The 14,665-nt window shown below is 40.1% G+C and carries 17 protein-coding genes; 7 read left to right on the top strand and 10 right to left on the bottom strand.

Features of this window, described 5'->3' with window-relative positions:
• Both BIZ36_RS05345 and BIZ36_RS05340 read left to right on the top strand, forming a co-directional pair.
• Positions 1-867: a rhomboid family intramembrane serine protease gene (locus tag BIZ36_RS05345; RefSeq protein WP_187456840.1), complete on the top strand. Its 867-nt coding sequence runs from the start codon at positions 1-3 to the stop codon at positions 865-867.
• Between the two features lie 4 nt (positions 868-871).
• The gene (locus BIZ36_RS05340; protein WP_187456839.1) at positions 872-1,897 is read left to right on the top strand and encodes an endonuclease/exonuclease/phosphatase family protein; all 1,026 of its coding nucleotides are present in this window, start codon (positions 872-874) and stop codon (positions 1,895-1,897) included.
• Here the strand turns inward: BIZ36_RS05340 and BIZ36_RS05335 are convergent.
• The 10 genes from BIZ36_RS05335 to BIZ36_RS05290 are packed head-to-tail and all read right to left on the bottom strand — an operon-like array spanning position 1,886 to position 8,311.
• Positions 1,886-2,197, bottom strand: a complete 312-nt coding sequence (locus BIZ36_RS05335) for a DUF6122 family protein (RefSeq protein ID WP_187456838.1) — start codon at positions 2,195-2,197, stop codon at positions 1,886-1,888. The two genes, BIZ36_RS05340 and BIZ36_RS05335, sit on opposite strands and share 12 nt — an antisense overlap.
• Before the next feature lie 6 nt (positions 2,198-2,203).
• The gene (locus tag BIZ36_RS05330) at positions 2,204-2,821 is read right to left on the bottom strand and encodes a WbqC family protein (RefSeq protein WP_187456837.1); all 618 of its coding nucleotides are present in this window, start codon (positions 2,819-2,821) and stop codon (positions 2,204-2,206) included.
• Between the two features lie 42 nt (positions 2,822-2,863).
• Positions 2,864-3,640 (bottom strand): sulfite exporter TauE/SafE family protein, encoded by a 777-nt coding sequence (locus BIZ36_RS05325; protein ID WP_187456836.1) that lies wholly within the window; start codon positions 3,638-3,640, stop codon positions 2,864-2,866.
• The gene (locus tag BIZ36_RS05320; protein ID WP_187456835.1) at positions 3,624-4,691 is read right to left on the bottom strand and encodes a HesA/MoeB/ThiF family protein; all 1,068 of its coding nucleotides are present in this window, start codon (positions 4,689-4,691) and stop codon (positions 3,624-3,626) included. Before BIZ36_RS05320 ends, BIZ36_RS05325 begins: the two co-directional genes overlap by 17 nt.
• A complete protein-coding gene (locus tag BIZ36_RS05315) occupies positions 4,691-5,287 on the bottom strand; it encodes an NTP transferase domain-containing protein (RefSeq protein WP_353616823.1) in 597 nt (198 codons plus the stop codon). The genes BIZ36_RS05320 and BIZ36_RS05315 overlap by 1 nt, the downstream gene beginning before the upstream one ends.
• Positions 5,271-5,741, bottom strand: a complete 471-nt coding sequence (gene moaC / locus BIZ36_RS05310; RefSeq protein WP_187456834.1) for a cyclic pyranopterin monophosphate synthase MoaC — start codon at positions 5,739-5,741, stop codon at positions 5,271-5,273. The genes BIZ36_RS05315 and moaC overlap by 17 nt, the downstream gene beginning before the upstream one ends.
• 33 nt (positions 5,742-5,774) lie before the next feature.
• Positions 5,775-6,758, bottom strand: coding sequence for a GTP 3',8-cyclase MoaA (moaA, locus tag BIZ36_RS05305; RefSeq protein WP_187456833.1), 984 nt, complete (start codon positions 6,756-6,758; stop codon positions 5,775-5,777).
• 33 nt (positions 6,759-6,791) lie between these two features.
• Positions 6,792-7,214 (bottom strand): molybdenum cofactor biosynthesis protein MoaE, encoded by a 423-nt coding sequence (locus BIZ36_RS05300; RefSeq protein ID WP_187456832.1) that lies wholly within the window; start codon positions 7,212-7,214, stop codon positions 6,792-6,794.
• Positions 7,214-7,456, bottom strand: a complete 243-nt coding sequence (locus BIZ36_RS05295) for a MoaD/ThiS family protein (protein WP_187456831.1) — start codon at positions 7,454-7,456, stop codon at positions 7,214-7,216. The genes BIZ36_RS05300 and BIZ36_RS05295 overlap by 1 nt, the downstream gene beginning before the upstream one ends.
• Before the next feature lie 45 nt (positions 7,457-7,501).
• Positions 7,502-8,311, bottom strand: coding sequence for a DUF6503 family protein (locus BIZ36_RS05290; RefSeq protein WP_187456830.1), 810 nt, complete (start codon positions 8,309-8,311; stop codon positions 7,502-7,504).
• A gap of 62 nt (positions 8,312-8,373) precedes the next feature.
• On the opposite strand from BIZ36_RS05290, the gene BIZ36_RS21080 reads away from it, so the two are divergent.
• From BIZ36_RS21080 to BIZ36_RS05265, 5 genes are all read left to right on the top strand, one after another.
• Entirely contained in the window at positions 8,374-9,180 is an 807-nt protein-coding gene (locus tag BIZ36_RS21080; protein ID WP_187456829.1) for a TrmH family RNA methyltransferase, read from the top strand.
• Between the two features lie 91 nt (positions 9,181-9,271).
• The gene (locus BIZ36_RS05280) at positions 9,272-10,504 is read left to right on the top strand and encodes a M48 family metallopeptidase (RefSeq protein WP_187456828.1); all 1,233 of its coding nucleotides are present in this window, start codon (positions 9,272-9,274) and stop codon (positions 10,502-10,504) included.
• Between the two features lie 104 nt (positions 10,505-10,608).
• A complete protein-coding gene (locus BIZ36_RS05275) occupies positions 10,609-12,813 on the top strand; it encodes a RelA/SpoT family protein (protein WP_187456827.1) in 2,205 nt (734 codons plus the stop codon).
• A gap of 54 nt (positions 12,814-12,867) precedes the next feature.
• Positions 12,868-13,323: a Fur family transcriptional regulator gene (locus tag BIZ36_RS05270; RefSeq protein WP_187456826.1), complete on the top strand. Its 456-nt coding sequence runs from the start codon at positions 12,868-12,870 to the stop codon at positions 13,321-13,323.
• A gap of 12 nt (positions 13,324-13,335) precedes the next feature.
• Positions 13,336-14,607: an adenylosuccinate synthase gene (locus BIZ36_RS05265; RefSeq protein ID WP_187456825.1), complete on the top strand. Its 1,272-nt coding sequence runs from the start codon at positions 13,336-13,338 to the stop codon at positions 14,605-14,607.
• Positions 14,608-14,665: the final 58 nt, after the last annotated feature.

The following is a 14,665-nucleotide window of genomic DNA, read 5'->3' as shown; positions in this document are numbered from 1 at the left end:
ATGAACAACGGAGGTCTAAAATATCAATACGCCCGGCTGAGTGTCTCAGAAAAGCTTATCGCCATTAATGTAGTGGTGTTTATTGTCATGGGTCTTATTACGGCACTGATCAGCCCAACGGTTGAGGACTGGTTCGCATTGCCAAAGGATTTTTTCGATTTTCTTATACAACCTTGGTCCATTATTACTTACTCCTTTCTCCATGGAGGTATTTTTCATATACTTTGGAACATGTATATTTTATATGTTGCAGGTCGTATTCTACTGAACCTTTTTGATGGCAGGCGATTTTTAAACGTATATTTTCTCGGGGTAATATTAGGTGGTCTCTTATTCCTTTTAAGTTATAATATTTTCCCTGCTTTAGTTGGTATCAACACCTCTCTTATTGGTGCCTCAGCAGGTGTAATGGCTGTTTTGATATTTGTATGCACCTATATTCCCAATCAGGAAGTGAGATTGCTCTTTTTTAATGTAAAGCTCTGGCATATTGGTGTTTTTGTGGTCCTGATGGATTTGGTTCAAATTCCTTTGGGAGGCAATGTAGGAGGGAGATTGGCCCATTTGGGCGGTGCATTCTTGGGATATATGTATGCCAGACAATTATATAACGGGGTGGATATAGGTGAAGGTTTTTCCAAACTTGTAGACGGAATCGTGAATTTATTCAAAAAGAGAGAGAAGAAATCACCCTTGAAAACGGTCTACAAAAACAGAAAATCTTCGAACACCAACGCCTCCAATTACGACAAGCAAAGCCAACAAAAGAAAATTGATGCCATTTTAGATAAAATCAGTCAATCCGGTTATGAAAGTTTGACCAAGGCCGAAAAGGATTTTCTTTTTAAGGCCGGAAAGGAAGAATAGATGTATGAAGGGACTTTCTTGGTTCAATAAGCTAGTTTATTCCATTAATATTTTAGTAGCAGTTTTGCTTCTAATTGCTTGCGCAGTTCCCTATCTAACCTATGATTTTTTCTCTTTCCTCACGTTTTTGGGGTTGGTAGTGCCCTTTTTGGTCGTTGGTAATTTCCTGTTTTTTCTCTATTGGTTGCTGCAAAGGAAAAGACAAATGCTCACCTCCCTCATCATTCTGGTAGTGGGATATCTAGTTCTAGGCACCTTTATAAAACCAAGTTTTGGGAAAGAAAATAAAAGCATTGGGGATTTAAAGGTAATGAGTTATAACGTAAGGGGGTTTAACCGTTTGGAAGCAGACCGCTCCCTTAACACTCGAGAAAAAATTACAGAACTAATAGCCTCAGAGAAACCCGATATCATCTGTTTTCAGGAAGTAGGTATCAGCATGAAGTCCGAATTTTTGGACTACCCCTACTCTTTTTTGGATAAATTCCATGACAGTAACAAAGTGCACTTAGGTGTTTTTTCTAAATATCCTATTATCAAAGCGGAAACCATTCAGTTCAAGAACAGTATCAACAATGGTTCTTACGCCGATATTTTATACCAAGGCGATACTATCAGGGTCTATAATGTTCACATGCAGTCCTTGGGAGTAACACCAGGATCAGGAAATGTTCGTTCAAAGCCTGTTGAATACGTTTATGACAAGGTTAACCATCGATTTAAAAGACAAATGAACCAGGCAAAACTTGTACAACAACATAAAAATAATAGTCCTTACCCCACTTTGTTATGTGGCGATTTTAATAACACTCAATTTAGTTCTACTTACCACCTTTTAAAGGGCGATATGAAAGATACATTTATTGAAAAAGGAACGGGCTTAGGCAGAACTTACGATTTACTTTTTCTGCCCTTTAGAATCGATTTTATTTTTGCCGATGACCATTTTGAAATTAAATCGCACAAGAATTACGATGACAAATTTTCAGATCACTTTCCAATTATGTCCACATTTGATTTAAGGCATTAGAAAACAGTCTGATATGTCTGCCACGATGTGTATCAACAATGCCAATCCCACTAATCTAGTTTTCATGAAAAAGAATAAGACTACATATAATCCAATAGCCCAATAACTGTGCAAGGGATGAAACCCGATACTACACCTGTTAGCTTCAAAAATGGGTGTGGCCAATAAATGATCAACATCAATGACAATGCCAGCCAAAAGAATAAGAATAGCCTTTAAACGATTGTCCTTAAAAAAGTAGAAGCCTACGAGAACAGGCACTAAAAAGTGAATGCCGTAATGGACCAAAAATCGTAGCATAACAAATTAAATGTCTAGCTGCTTTAAATAGGATAAGGCACTTGTTCCTTCATTAAAAAGCAGGTCCACTATGCTTAAATTGGGCAAAAATCCATGTCTGTCACCAAATACTTGATTATAGACCGGAAAATCAACAACCGTCTTTTTCTTAGCGTTGACCAATACCCTTTGGTCATTTAACTTTTCAGGATGTAGAATAAACTCTTCAGTTTTATTCTCTGGCATTTCCACCTGTAAACAATCACAAATAGTTTCGATGGCAAAAAGGTTCAAGTCCAACAAAAACTTATGTTGTTTTTCAAAAATTGGCGCCAATTCATCTTCATAAAATTCAAAAAAGGGTGAAGTTCTGTAGGCCGTTTGCAGGGTTCTCCAATGCTGCCTAGACCACATTCCGGAATAATCCAAAACTACATCCTTAAACTTCTGCCTGCCTTGGGAACCACCAACATGTTTTATAGGAATACTTAGCATATGTTTCCCCTGGTCAGTGCCAATATAACAGCGATTTCTAAAGGTCTGTTTTTGGAAATTATCTTCTACCTCCCAACAGATTTCCTCTGAAATGATTTTAGCGAATGTTTGAATATTGGGCAAATACGCCGGATGCAACAATGTTTTCAATCTACTTTTCTTTTAACGGTTTCCATTCGAAAATGGGGAGACTTAGGATAAGTGGGGTAGGTATTTGATCAATAAACGAATGCCCACCGCAAAAACTAGCAAGGCTGTAACCCTTTTTATTCCAATAGGGGAAAGTCGCTTTAAACTTAGCCGAATTCCTAACTGACCGCCCAAAAGCACGGCCACTACAAGACCCAATGTTTCTTTCCATGGCAAATTTAACATTTCTCCTTGAACCAAGCCCGCCAGGCCACTAATGGAATTTACCAAGATAAAAAAACTGGCCAAGGCAGCAATTTTAATGGATTTATCCCACTGTAAATGATTTAGAATAGGCGCTAAAAAAATACCCCCGCCAATGCCTACCAAACCGGATAATAATCCGATGCCACCACCCAAAACAGCGGTAAGGTACTTGGGGTAGGATTTTACTTTATCGCTTGTATTAGAAAAAGTAAATGTCTGCCATGCCAAAAAAATGGAAGATATTACCAGTGAAAACCCCAAGAGTACGAAAAAAACATGCTCTTGTAGCCGGAACGATGCCCCAATAAAAGCCATGGGAATACTGCTCAACACAAATGGTAGGAATTTTTTAAAATCGCTATGTCCATTCTTAAAATAGAGGTAAGAACTGCCCGAAACCACCACCAAATTGCATACCAATGCTATGGAGCGGATGGCGAAAAAACCTGAGAGAAACAAGGTCAACAGGGCCAAATAACTAGAACCACCGCCAAAACCGACCGAAGAATAAAGCGTGGCTATTACAAAAAAGCCCAAACTAAGCAGTACAAACTCTTCAGTGCTCAGCAGCATGCAATCTTATTTGGTTCATACCTCCAGTTACATTGACCAATTGGGCCAGAGGTTGCAGTTCTTGTAGTTTTGCTATGGCCTTTTTACTGCGAATACCAGATTGGCAAAGAAGATAAGCCGTTGAATTAAAATCGATTTCCCCTAAGCGGCTTTCTAGCTCTCCCAAGGGAATATTTTTAGCAACGGACAAATGGTTTCTTGCAAATTCCTTTTCTGTACGAACATCAATGAGTTGTATTTCATCTGTTTCCATAAGATTGGAGAAATTTTCTGCGGAAATTTCATTCACGCCAACTTCACAATCAAAATCATAACTACTTTGAAGTTCCCTGATTTCTAAATTTTCAGTCCTCAGCCCAAATTTTATTTTCTGGAAGGTATTGCCGAGTGCATCAAAAAGCAACAATTTACCGGACAAAGCCTCCCCCAATGCAGTAATGACTTTAACTGCTTCCAAGGCTTGAAGATTCCCAACAATACCGGGTAAAATTCCCAATACCCCGTGATCATTGCAATTGGGCACCTCATCGCTTTTAGGCATGGTAGGGAAAAGACAGCGATAGGTTGGACCTCCATTATGGTTAAAAACACTCACCTGACCTTCAAAACCATGCAAAGCACCGTAAATAAATGGCTTATTTAACATTACACAGGCATCGTTCACCAAATATCGTGTGGGAAAATTATCCGAAGCATCCACCACCAAATCATATTCTTGAATAAGATCCAAAGCATTTTCTCTATTCAAAAAGATTGGATATTCTATAATCTTGGTATCAGAATTCTGTTCGCTTAGCTTTCTTGCCAAAACAGTCACTTTCGCTTGGTTCACGTCCTTTTCGGCAAAAGCTACCTGCCGATGTAAATTGGTAATGGAAACCAGATCATTGTCAACAATACCCAAAGTTCCCACACCCATCGAGTTCAAATAGGTAAGCACTGGAATGCCCAACCCCCCTGCGCCAATGACCAACACCTTGGCTTGCTGCAGTTTTTGCTGGGCCTCTTCCCCAAAACCGGGCAAAATCACCTGTCTTTGGTAGCGTTCCATTATTCCGTGGATAGTTTAACGATGGCCTCTTTGTATTCCTCTTCCGAATTAGCATTCATTAGCACATTACTATCCTGCGGAAAAACCAATTTCACCTCGCTATTGATCAAGAATTTTCTGGGACACGAACCATTGCCCTCATCCAAATATTGTTTAGCCTTTTCCAAGGCTAGCGGTTCCCAAATCGCACAAATAGGCTCCGGCAACGGATTTTCCTCATGCGCAAATGAAGTAGCGAAAACGTTAGGGTCTCTAGCTGCAATCAATTCTTGAAGCGATTTTAAATCGATTAGCGGAAGGTCACAAGCCAAAACTAGCCATGCGGCTTCAGGATATTTCTTATGGGCGGATAAAAGTCCGTTAAACGGACCCTTATATTCATCCATATCTTCGATCAATTGAAAATCAGCAGTGATCTCTTTGGATTGTTCGGGCCGAACGCTCATAAAAGTCTCCTCGCAAACCCTGCCCAACAAATGATACAAATACTCTCTTTGTGGCATTCCGTGGTAATGGATAAGACCTTTGTCCTTTCCCATTCGGGTGCTTTTTCCACCGGCTAAGACCAATCCGTACAATTTAGGACCTATAATCACTCTTACCTCCTGTTTTCTCGTTCAACTTAATTTCTCCAATTACGATATCATGCGAAAGTGCCTTGCACATATCATAAATGGTAAGTGCACTAACCGAAACGCCCGTAAGCGCTTCCATTTCCACCCCCGTGCGTTCATTACATTTAACGGTGCAGGTAATCTGTAAACAATTATCACTTGGGACTATGTCCACCTTTACCTTGCTCAAACTCAATTGATGGCACAGCGGTATCAAATCCGAAGTTTTTTTGACCGCTTGAATTCCCGCGATTACTGCAGTTTGTATAATGCTTCCTTTCTTTCCCAAAAAATCTTGCGCACTCAGTTCTTCAAAAACAGCGGATGGAAAAACTACCTTCCCAGAGGCTATGGCCGTTCTGGCGGATACTTTTTTCTCCGAAACATCTACCATGGCGGCATTTCCGGCATCATCTAAATGAGAAAGTTTGCTCATATTTTTGGTTCTCTTATTGTCTAAATTGAATTATTATCCCCCAATGGATGTCATGGAATTCTCAAAAACACCTTGATACTTTTCTTGGGCCTCAAAGCCTGTTTTTGCACGACTTCCAACTGCTTCCAAAATGCGCTGTTTCACGAGCTCATCGCTTTTTTCCCGCCTAAAAATTTCCCTAATGTTCATACTGGGTTTGGCATACAAACAGGTGATAACATCGCCCGTGGCCGAAATTCGAAGTCGGTTACAAGACCCACAAAAAGTTCGGCTAAAGGAGGGGATAACCCCAAATGAGCCTTTGAATCCGGGCACTTTGTAATTAATGGAAGTGGATGTTTTTGGGGATTCCAGTTGATAATAATCCGGATAGGCATCCGCAATGTGGGCCAATATCTTTTTATAGTCCCAAACGATGGACTGAAATTTCTTGGATCCGCCGTTAAAAGGCATTTCCTCTAAAAAGCGCACCGAAACGTTGTAATGTTTGGCAAGCTCCAACATTGGCAAAATGTCTTGGGTATTTTGCCCATCCAATGCAATAAAGTTGATGCGAACATTGAAACCTTCGGAAATCAATCGCACCAAATTTTCGTACACCGTATCATATTGGTTGCGGCGGGTTATTCGCTCAAAGGTGTCCCTGTTAATGGCATCCATGCTGATGTTCATATTCAGAATGCCCAATTCTTTAAGCTCGTCAATATAAGGTCCGATCAAAGTAGCATTGGTTGTAACCGAAATATCTTTAAGACCTTGAAGTTTGCTCAATTTACGGAACAGCACCATCAAATCTTTACGCACAAAGGGCTCTCCCCCGGTAATTCTGATTTTGTCCACCCCCTGGTCTACCAAAAGCTCACTGAGTTTGCCCAATTCCTGTATGGTAAACAGCTTGTCACTTTTAGCAAAGTTGATGCCTTCCGCAGGCATACAATAATTGCAGCGCAAATTGCAACGATCGGTGACCGCCAAACGTACGTAATTGATTTTTCTACCGTGGTTGTCTATCAGCATATCATCTTCCTTCTCTTACAAAGTAAATAGATCTTAAGGGGTTGCCGAAACCCAGATGGACTTATTCTTGAACATTTCCTTTTTCCAGATGGGTACGGTCTCCTTCAAAGTGTCAATCAAATATCTGCAAGCCGTAAAACAAGCGTCTCTATGTGCCGAAGATGCCCCCACGACCACCACGGGTTCTTCCACTTCCTTTTTGCCAACAGCATGCCTTATAACCACTTTGTTCAAATCCCATTTTTTCATAGCATCTTGAGCAATTTTGGTCATTTCTTTGATGGCCATGCCCTGATAGGTTTCGAACTCCAAAGCCATAACCTGCTCGTTTTGGGTAAATTCCCTTACCGCACCAACAAATACACAAAATCCACCGCTATTTGGATCTGACAGTTCTTGATAAACCCCGGAAGGGTCTAATTCATCTACTATTTCAACAATGATTTTGTCTACCATTATCCGCCACTTACAGGAGGTATCAATGCTATTTCATCTTGGCTTTGCAGTAAAACCCCGTCTTCGGCGTATTCGCTATTAACAGCCACTGCCAACGAAGAAAGTTTTCCCAGCTCCGGAAAATCAGTAGTCAGCTGTTGCTTTAATTCCGCCACCGAAGTAGGCATCACAGCATTTTCACTGATTGTATAACTAGATGAGCCAACGATGTCTTTGGCAATACCAAATAAAAGTACCTCCATTAAATTAGTATTTGAGCTCCAAATTACTCAAAAAAAAGCGAATGTTTAAGGGTTTAAGACTACTTTGGCACTTTCAGGTTTTTGGTAAAAGACATCAGGTTTTTGCTGGGTCTCCAATGTTACATTCTCAAATTGCACAGGATCCTTACCCTCTTTGATGCTTCTACCCTCATAATTATGCCAAGTTATGGACTTTGGCAACAATACCCCGTCAATATTCTGCCAATCTTTGTAGCGTATCCATTTTACATTGTCTGACTTCTCATCACTACCATAGGTAAAAGTATAGCCCAACCAAGTCATTTGGTAGGTTTCAGGGTCGTAGTGAAGAAAATAATCATCATTGGAGGAGGCTCCTACCCCATCATTAAAACTGATATGGATGCCGGGATAGCTTTTGCCTTCATATTCTAAAGGTTCGGTTTCGCCATAATTGATTCCCGGATCGGCAAAAACAAAGGGCATCGCATAAAAATAGAACATCAAGTTGTGGTACACCGCAGCATTACCCTTGTACGCCGCATTGTCGTCTTTTAACCAAATTTTTGAACCGTCGAAACCCATTGATATGGTACCCATATCGATACGGTCACGTCTCGATTTTAAGTCGATGGTATGTATCTCCTTACCATCTGGCTTGGGCATTTCATAGCTTAAGGTCTGCTTCGTTTTCCATTTGGCCAAGGTACCATGGGCATCCAATATTTTTGTGAATGACTCGGGAAAGCCGTGATCTTTAATTTCTTCAACGGCCGAGTTTTCTGCAGCAACATTATTTTCTTTTGTTTTCTGAGGAGCATCTTTGCAACTAAGTATTAATGTACCCAATAGAAACAATGCTATATTTTTAATCATGATGTTGTTTTTTGGTTTTAGCTCTTAGGTCGAAGCATTTTGCTTTTCTTTACATTTGCCCTGTGCAAAGTTTCAAGGAAATCAGTAGTGTTCAGAACTCGCTCGTCAAAAAAGTGGTTCTACTAAAGGAAAAATCTCGCGAGCGAAAGAAAACCGGACTCTTTATTATAGAAGGGCTACGTGAGCTACAGCTCGCTCTCAGAGCTAATTTTGAAATAGAATGTGTTTTGTTCCAACCTCAACTATGTGAAGAAAAAAGATTGGAGCAGCTTCTTTTAAAAACAGGGACCTCCACAGAAATTGTTACGGTTACCAATGAGGTTTACCTTAAAATGGCCCACCGTGGCACTACGGAAGGTGTTTTAGCCATTGCCAAAACCAGAAGCCACACTTTGGACACCTTCGTCCTAAAAACCAAAAACCCGCTGATCCTAGTAGCCGAGGCGCCCGAAAAGCCCGGAAATATTGGGGCGCTCCTACGAACGGCAGATGCTGCAAATTTAGATGGGGTAATTATTGCCAATCCCAAAACCGACCTTTATAACCCCAATATTATCCGTTCAAGTGTGGGTTGTGTGTTCACCAATAATCTGGCCATGGGCAGTACCGAAGAAATTCTCGGTTTCCTCAAACAAAACAATATTAAAATTTATTGTGCCGCACTAACCGCTTCCATCAATTATCTAAATGCTGATTTTAAAGGTGCGAATGCCATAGTCGTAGGTACAGAGGCAACGGGACTGTCGAAAAGTTGGTTAGACCAGTCACACCAAAATATTATTATACCCATGGAAGGCGAAATTGACAGTATGAATGTGTCCGTATCCGCAGGTATTCTTATCTTTGAGGCCAAAAGACAGCGAACCTAATCGTTTCTGGCAACTAAATACTGACCGTTTATAAGCAAAACCATTCATAATCTTGGTTTTGCTACCATACCAAACCTTAAACCATAGTAAAATGAATATATTGTTTTACGCGATTGTTACTATTCTGGTCTTTCAATATGTGCTTGAAACCCTTTTGGATTATTTAAACGCAAGACACTATAATGACCCTATTCCTGAAGGATTGACAGACGTTTTTGACGAAGAAGAGTATAGAAAGTCGCAGGCCTACAAGAAAACCAACTATAAGTTTGGAGTCATCACCTCCACTTTCTCACTAATTCTCACATTAGGCTTTTTATTTTTTGGAGGTTTTGAATGGGTAGACCAGTTGGTACGGGGCATTACCACAAATCCTATTTTAATGGCCCTTTTATTTTTTGGAATCATTTTTATTGGAAACGACCTTATTTCGCTTCCCTTCTCCTACTATTCCACTTTTGTAATCGAAGAGAAATTCGGCTTTAACAAAACTTCAAATGGGTTGTTTTTTATAGATAAGTTAAAGGGCTGGGCTATATTGGCCATTGTGGGCGGAGGAATGCTTTCCTTAATCATATGGTTCTTTCAATGGGCCGGATCCTATTTTTGGTTGTATGCTTGGCTTATCATTTCAGTTTTCACACTTTTTATGAATCTCTTTTACAGCAAATTGATAGTTCCCCTGTTCAACAAACAAACACCCTTAGAGCAAGGTAGCTTGAAAAGTAAAATTGAACAATTTGCAAAGAATGTAGGTTTTGAACTGCAAAACATATTTGTTATTGACGGGTCTAAAAGATCTACGAAAGCCAATGCCTATTTTTCCGGCTTTGGAAGGGAAAAAAGAGTAACCCTTTTTGACACCCTCATCAATGATCTGGAAGAAGAGGAAATTGTTGCGGTATTGGCCCATGAGGTAGGGCATTACAAGAAGAACCACATTATCTACAATCTTGTAGCTTCGTTATTATTAACGGGAGTTACACTTTTTATTCTCTCTTTATTTGTCAACAATCCTCAGGTATCCTATGCCATAGGCGTCTCCAATCCTTCTTTTCATGCGGCCCTAATTGGTTTTGGTATTCTATATAGTCCCATTTCCGAAATTACTGGATTGATTATGAACCACCTATCGCGGAAATTTGAATATCAGGCCGATAATTATGCAAAACATACCTATGCGGCCTTGCCACTCATTACCTCTTTAAAAAAGCTGAGCAAGAACAGTTTAAGCAATCTAACCCCGCATCCGGCTTACGTATTTATGCACTATTCCCATCCGCCGTTAAGCAAAAGAATTGCCAATCTTACCAACGAAAATTAGTTCATTAAAGCTAATTGGATAATGGCTCAACATTAGGTTGATCGCTCCCTGCGGGCATAATTTTTGTTGTGAATCTATAAAGATTATCCTAATTTTATTTAACTATGACGGAGGCAGCTTTAGAACAGGAAAATAAAGAGATCGCGAAGCAGTATAAGGAATTGCTTCGAATAAGCTATCAGCACTTATCAGACGATGATAAAACACTCATTCGTTCGGCTTTTGAGATAGCCATTGACGCCCATAAGGACCAGCGAAGAAAATCAGGCGAAGCCTATATTTTCCATCCCATAGCAGTTGCAAAAATTGTTGCCTCTGAAATTGGATTGGACGCCACCTCCATTGCCTCTGCCCTACTCCATGATGTGGTGGAAGATTCAGATTACACCCTGGATGATATGGAGCGCATGTTTGGGGAGACCATTGCACGAATTGTGGATGGTCTTACAAAAATTGCCCACCTGAAGAAGGACATGAGCACATCGCAGCAGGCGGAGAACTTTCGTAAAATGCTTCTTACCCTTCATGATGATGTTAGGGTAATCCTCATAAAAATTGCCGATCGCTACCACAATATGCTCACCATGGATTCCATGCCAGAGCATAAACAAGTTCAGATGGCCTCTGAAACCCTATATATTTACGCTCCGCTAGCGCATAGGATCGGCCTGTACAATATAAAAACGGACTTAGAGGATTTGAGCCTTAAATACACCGAACCTGATGTGTATAGGGATATCAAAGAGAAAATTGAAGACTCCAAGGAAGATCAGCTAGCCTATATTGATGCTTTTTCGCAAGTTATTGACAATAGTCTAAAAGCTGAAGGTCTCAATTATCTTATCAAAGGGCGCATGAAATCAATTTTCTCCATTAGGAGAAAGATGAAAGCGCAAAATGTAGGATTTGATGAGATTTATGACAAGTTTGCCATACGTATCATTTACAAATCTGACCGCCAAAATGAAAAGTTTTTGGCTTGGAAGATTTACTCTATAGTTACGGACCACTTTACACCTAATCCGGTGCGTTTACGCGATTGGATTTCTTCTCCAAAATCTACCGGGTATGAAGCCTTACACATAACGGTTATGGGTCCTAAAGGGCGTTGGGTAGAAGTTCAGATCCGTAGCGAGCGCATGCACGAAATTGCTGAAAAAGGTTATGCCGCCCACTTTAAGTACAAACACGGCGAGCAAAAGGAAATGGGTATTGAAATGTGGCTCAATCGCCTTCAAGAAGCTTTGGAGAATGCCAATAGCAATGCTATAGATTTTGTAGAGGAGTTTAAACTTAACCTATATTCAAAGGAGATTTTTGTTTTTACTCCCAAAGGTGAATTAAAATCACTCCCAAAAGGAGCTACTCCACTGGATTTTGCTTTCCACATTCATACAGAGGTGGGAATGCGTACGAGAGGAGCCAAAGTAAACGGGAAACTGGTACCCTTGAACACTACCTTACAAAGTGGAGACCAGGTAGAGATTATTACATCCGATCAAGCAAAACCAAATCAAAACTGGTTGGATTATGCCACCACAGCTCGCTCAAGGGCAAAAATAAAATCCTCGCTAAGGGAAGAAAAAAAATCCGTTGCCGAAGAAGGCAAGGAAATTTTGCGACGCAAGCTGAAATCGCAGAAAATCACCTTGAACGAAGATTCCATCAACAAAATGGTCGTCTTTTTTAAGCTAAAAACAAGTTTAGACCTCTTTTACAGGGTAGGTATTGGAGCTATAGATAACCAGATGATCAAAGAATTTGTATCATCCTACAGTAATGCCTTCATAAGTTTCTTTAAAAATAAAATTAAAAGAAACCCTGTTCCGGAGACTATTGATAAGGAGGAAATAACTACCAAATATGATGTTCTTGTTTTTGGCAAAGAAGAGGAAAAATTAGACTACACGCTTAGTAAATGTTGCAATCCCATACCAGGGGATGATGTTTTTGGTTTTGTAACCGTAAACGAAGGCATCAAAGTGCATAAGAAAAACTGTCCCAACTCCATACAGCTTCAATCCAATTATGCGTACAGAATCATTCAGGCAAAGTGGATAGATTCTTCCCAAGAAGAATTTAGATCGGAGATAAAACTTACAGGAATTGATAATTTAGGTCTTGTAAATGAAATAACGGAAATTATTTCTGATGAGATGCACGTGAACATGAAAAACCTCAACTTTAGTACGGACGGAGGCACTTTTACAGGTAGAATTACCGTGGTGGTTAAAAACAACGGTATTCTTAAACAGTTAATGGATAACCTCAAGAAAATTCAAGGAATCGATAAAGTAACAAGAATCTAGAACTGTAATTAAAATATAACTGTACATTTGCAAATTGAAGTACGTAAACCTGTTATGGCAGATAATAAAAATCAAGAAATAGTAAAAAACGTTTTTACCTCTTTCCTGGAGGATAACGGACATAGAAAAACTCCGGAACGTTATGCTATTCTTCAAGAAATTTATGAAAGTGATGACCATTTTGATATTGAGTCGCTTTACATAAACATGAAAAATAAAAACTACCGGGTAAGTAGGGCTACGCTTTACAATACGATAGAACTTCTTTTAGACTGTAAGTTGGTGCGCAAACACCAATTTGGGAAAAGCCAAGCGCAATATGAAAAATCCTATTTTGATCGCCAGCATGACCACGTCATCCTTACGGATACCGGTGAGGTGGTAGAATTTTGCGACCCCAGGATACAGTCAATAAAAAAGACCATAGAAGAGGTTTTTGATATTAAGATCAACACCCATTCCCTCTATTTTTATGGCACTCGAAACAAAAATGAAAAAACCAACAGCTAAGCGAATTTTTTAATGGCAGTAGATTTATTGTTAGGATTACAGTGGGGAGACGAAGGTAAAGGTAAAATCGTTGATGTACTGACCAAGAACTATGATATTATCGCCCGTTTTCAGGGCGGTCCAAACGCAGGGCATACCCTTGAATTTGACGGAATAAAACACGTATTGCACACCATTCCTTCCGGAATTTTTCACAAAAACGCGGTGAACGTGGTGGGCAACGGAGTGGTTATAGATCCCGTTATTTTTAAGAAGGAACTAGATGCCTTGAAAGAGTTTAAAATTGATATAAAATCGAAATTGCTCATTTCAAGAAAGGCCCATTTAATCTTACCCACCCACCGCTTATTGGATGCGGCATCTGAAACAGCAAAGGGTAAAGCCAAAATTGGTTCAACCCTTAAGGGTATTGGCCCTACCTATATGGACAAGACCGGAAGGAACGGCATGAGGGTAGGTGATCTTGAAATGGATGACTGGAAAGAAAAGTATAGAGCTCTGGCAGACAAGCACGAAGCTATGATCGATTACTACAATGTAGATATCGAATATGATTTGGCGGAATTGGAAACCGACTTTTTTGCTTCCGTTGAAGAATTGAAACAGCTAACTTTCATAGACAGTGAAGAGTATTTATTCCAAGCCCAAAAATCTGGCAAGAAAATTTTGGCTGAGGGCGCACAGGGATCTTTACTGGATATTGATTTTGGAACCTATCCATTCGTAACCTCCAGTAATACTACCGCCGCAGGAGCCTGTACCGGTTTAGGGGTTGCTCCTAATCAAATAGGAGATGTAAAAGGTATTTTTAAGGCCTATACCACCAGAGTTGGTAGCGGACCTTTTCCAACCGAGCTTTTCGATGAAGATGGAGAGACCATGGGTCGTGTAGGAAATGAATTTGGAGCTACTACAGGTAGGCCAAGGCGTTGTGGTTGGTTAGATTTGGTTGCCCTCAAATATGCCGTTCAGGTGAACGGGGTTACCCAATTAATGATGATGAAAGCCGATGTTCTTAGTGGATTTGAGTCTATAAAAGTATGTACCGCTTACAACTATAAAGGGGAAGAAATTACCCATTTACCTTACAATATTGAAGCAGAAAACGTAACCCCTATTTACAGCGAAATGAAAGGCTGGAAAGAGGACCTTACCAAAATGAGTAGCGCCGAAGAACTTCCGGAAGCGTTAAAGTCCTATATCTCATTTTTGGAAAAGGAGTTAGAAGTGCCTATCACCATTGTTTCCGTAGGGCCGGATCGTACGCAGACAATCTTGAGATAACCTTGGTTTAGCATAGGTTTGGTAACGTTTTACTTCCTAAATCTATGCTAAACTCCAA

The sequence above is a fragment of the Cytophaga sp. FL35 genome (assembly GCF_014349235.1).
Taxonomy (GTDB): domain Bacteria; phylum Bacteroidota; class Bacteroidia; order Flavobacteriales; family Flavobacteriaceae; genus Euzebyella.
The sequence above is the reverse complement of the archived record's forward strand: the minus strand, read 5'-3'. Positions and strand labels throughout refer to the sequence as shown.

Coding starts and splice junctions, on each gene's coding strand:
- moaC (WP_187456834.1), bottom strand. CDS start 5,741: ATGAGCAAACTTTCTCATTTAGATGATGCCGGAAATGCCGCCATGGTA.
- BIZ36_RS05325 (WP_187456836.1), bottom strand. CDS start 3,640: ATGCTGCTGAGCACTGAAGAGTTTGTACTGCTTAGTTTGGGCTTTTTT.
- BIZ36_RS05345 (WP_187456840.1), top strand. CDS start 1: ATGAACAACGGAGGTCTAAAATATCAATACGCCCGGCTGAGTGTCTCA.
- BIZ36_RS05275 (WP_187456827.1), top strand. CDS start 10,609: ATGACGGAGGCAGCTTTAGAACAGGAAAATAAAGAGATCGCGAAGCAG.
- BIZ36_RS05295 (WP_187456831.1), bottom strand. CDS start 7,456: ATGGAGGTACTTTTATTTGGTATTGCCAAAGACATCGTTGGCTCATCT.
- BIZ36_RS05320 (WP_187456835.1), bottom strand. CDS start 4,691: ATGGAACGCTACCAAAGACAGGTGATTTTGCCCGGTTTTGGGGAAGAG.
- BIZ36_RS05270 (WP_187456826.1), top strand. CDS start 12,868: ATGGCAGATAATAAAAATCAAGAAATAGTAAAAAACGTTTTTACCTCT.
- BIZ36_RS05335 (WP_187456838.1), bottom strand. CDS start 2,197: ATGCTACGATTTTTGGTCCATTACGGCATTCACTTTTTAGTGCCTGTT.
- BIZ36_RS05300 (WP_187456832.1), bottom strand. CDS start 7,214: ATGGTAGACAAAATCATTGTTGAAATAGTAGATGAATTAGACCCTTCC.
- BIZ36_RS05290 (WP_187456830.1), bottom strand. CDS start 8,311: ATGATTAAAAATATAGCATTGTTTCTATTGGGTACATTAATACTTAGT.
- moaA (WP_187456833.1), bottom strand. CDS start 6,758: ATGCTGATAGACAACCACGGTAGAAAAATCAATTACGTACGTTTGGCG.
- BIZ36_RS05340 (WP_187456839.1), top strand. CDS start 872: ATGAAGGGACTTTCTTGGTTCAATAAGCTAGTTTATTCCATTAATATT.
- BIZ36_RS05265 (WP_187456825.1), top strand. CDS start 13,336: ATGGCAGTAGATTTATTGTTAGGATTACAGTGGGGAGACGAAGGTAAA.
- BIZ36_RS05280 (WP_187456828.1), top strand. CDS start 9,272: ATGAATATATTGTTTTACGCGATTGTTACTATTCTGGTCTTTCAATAT.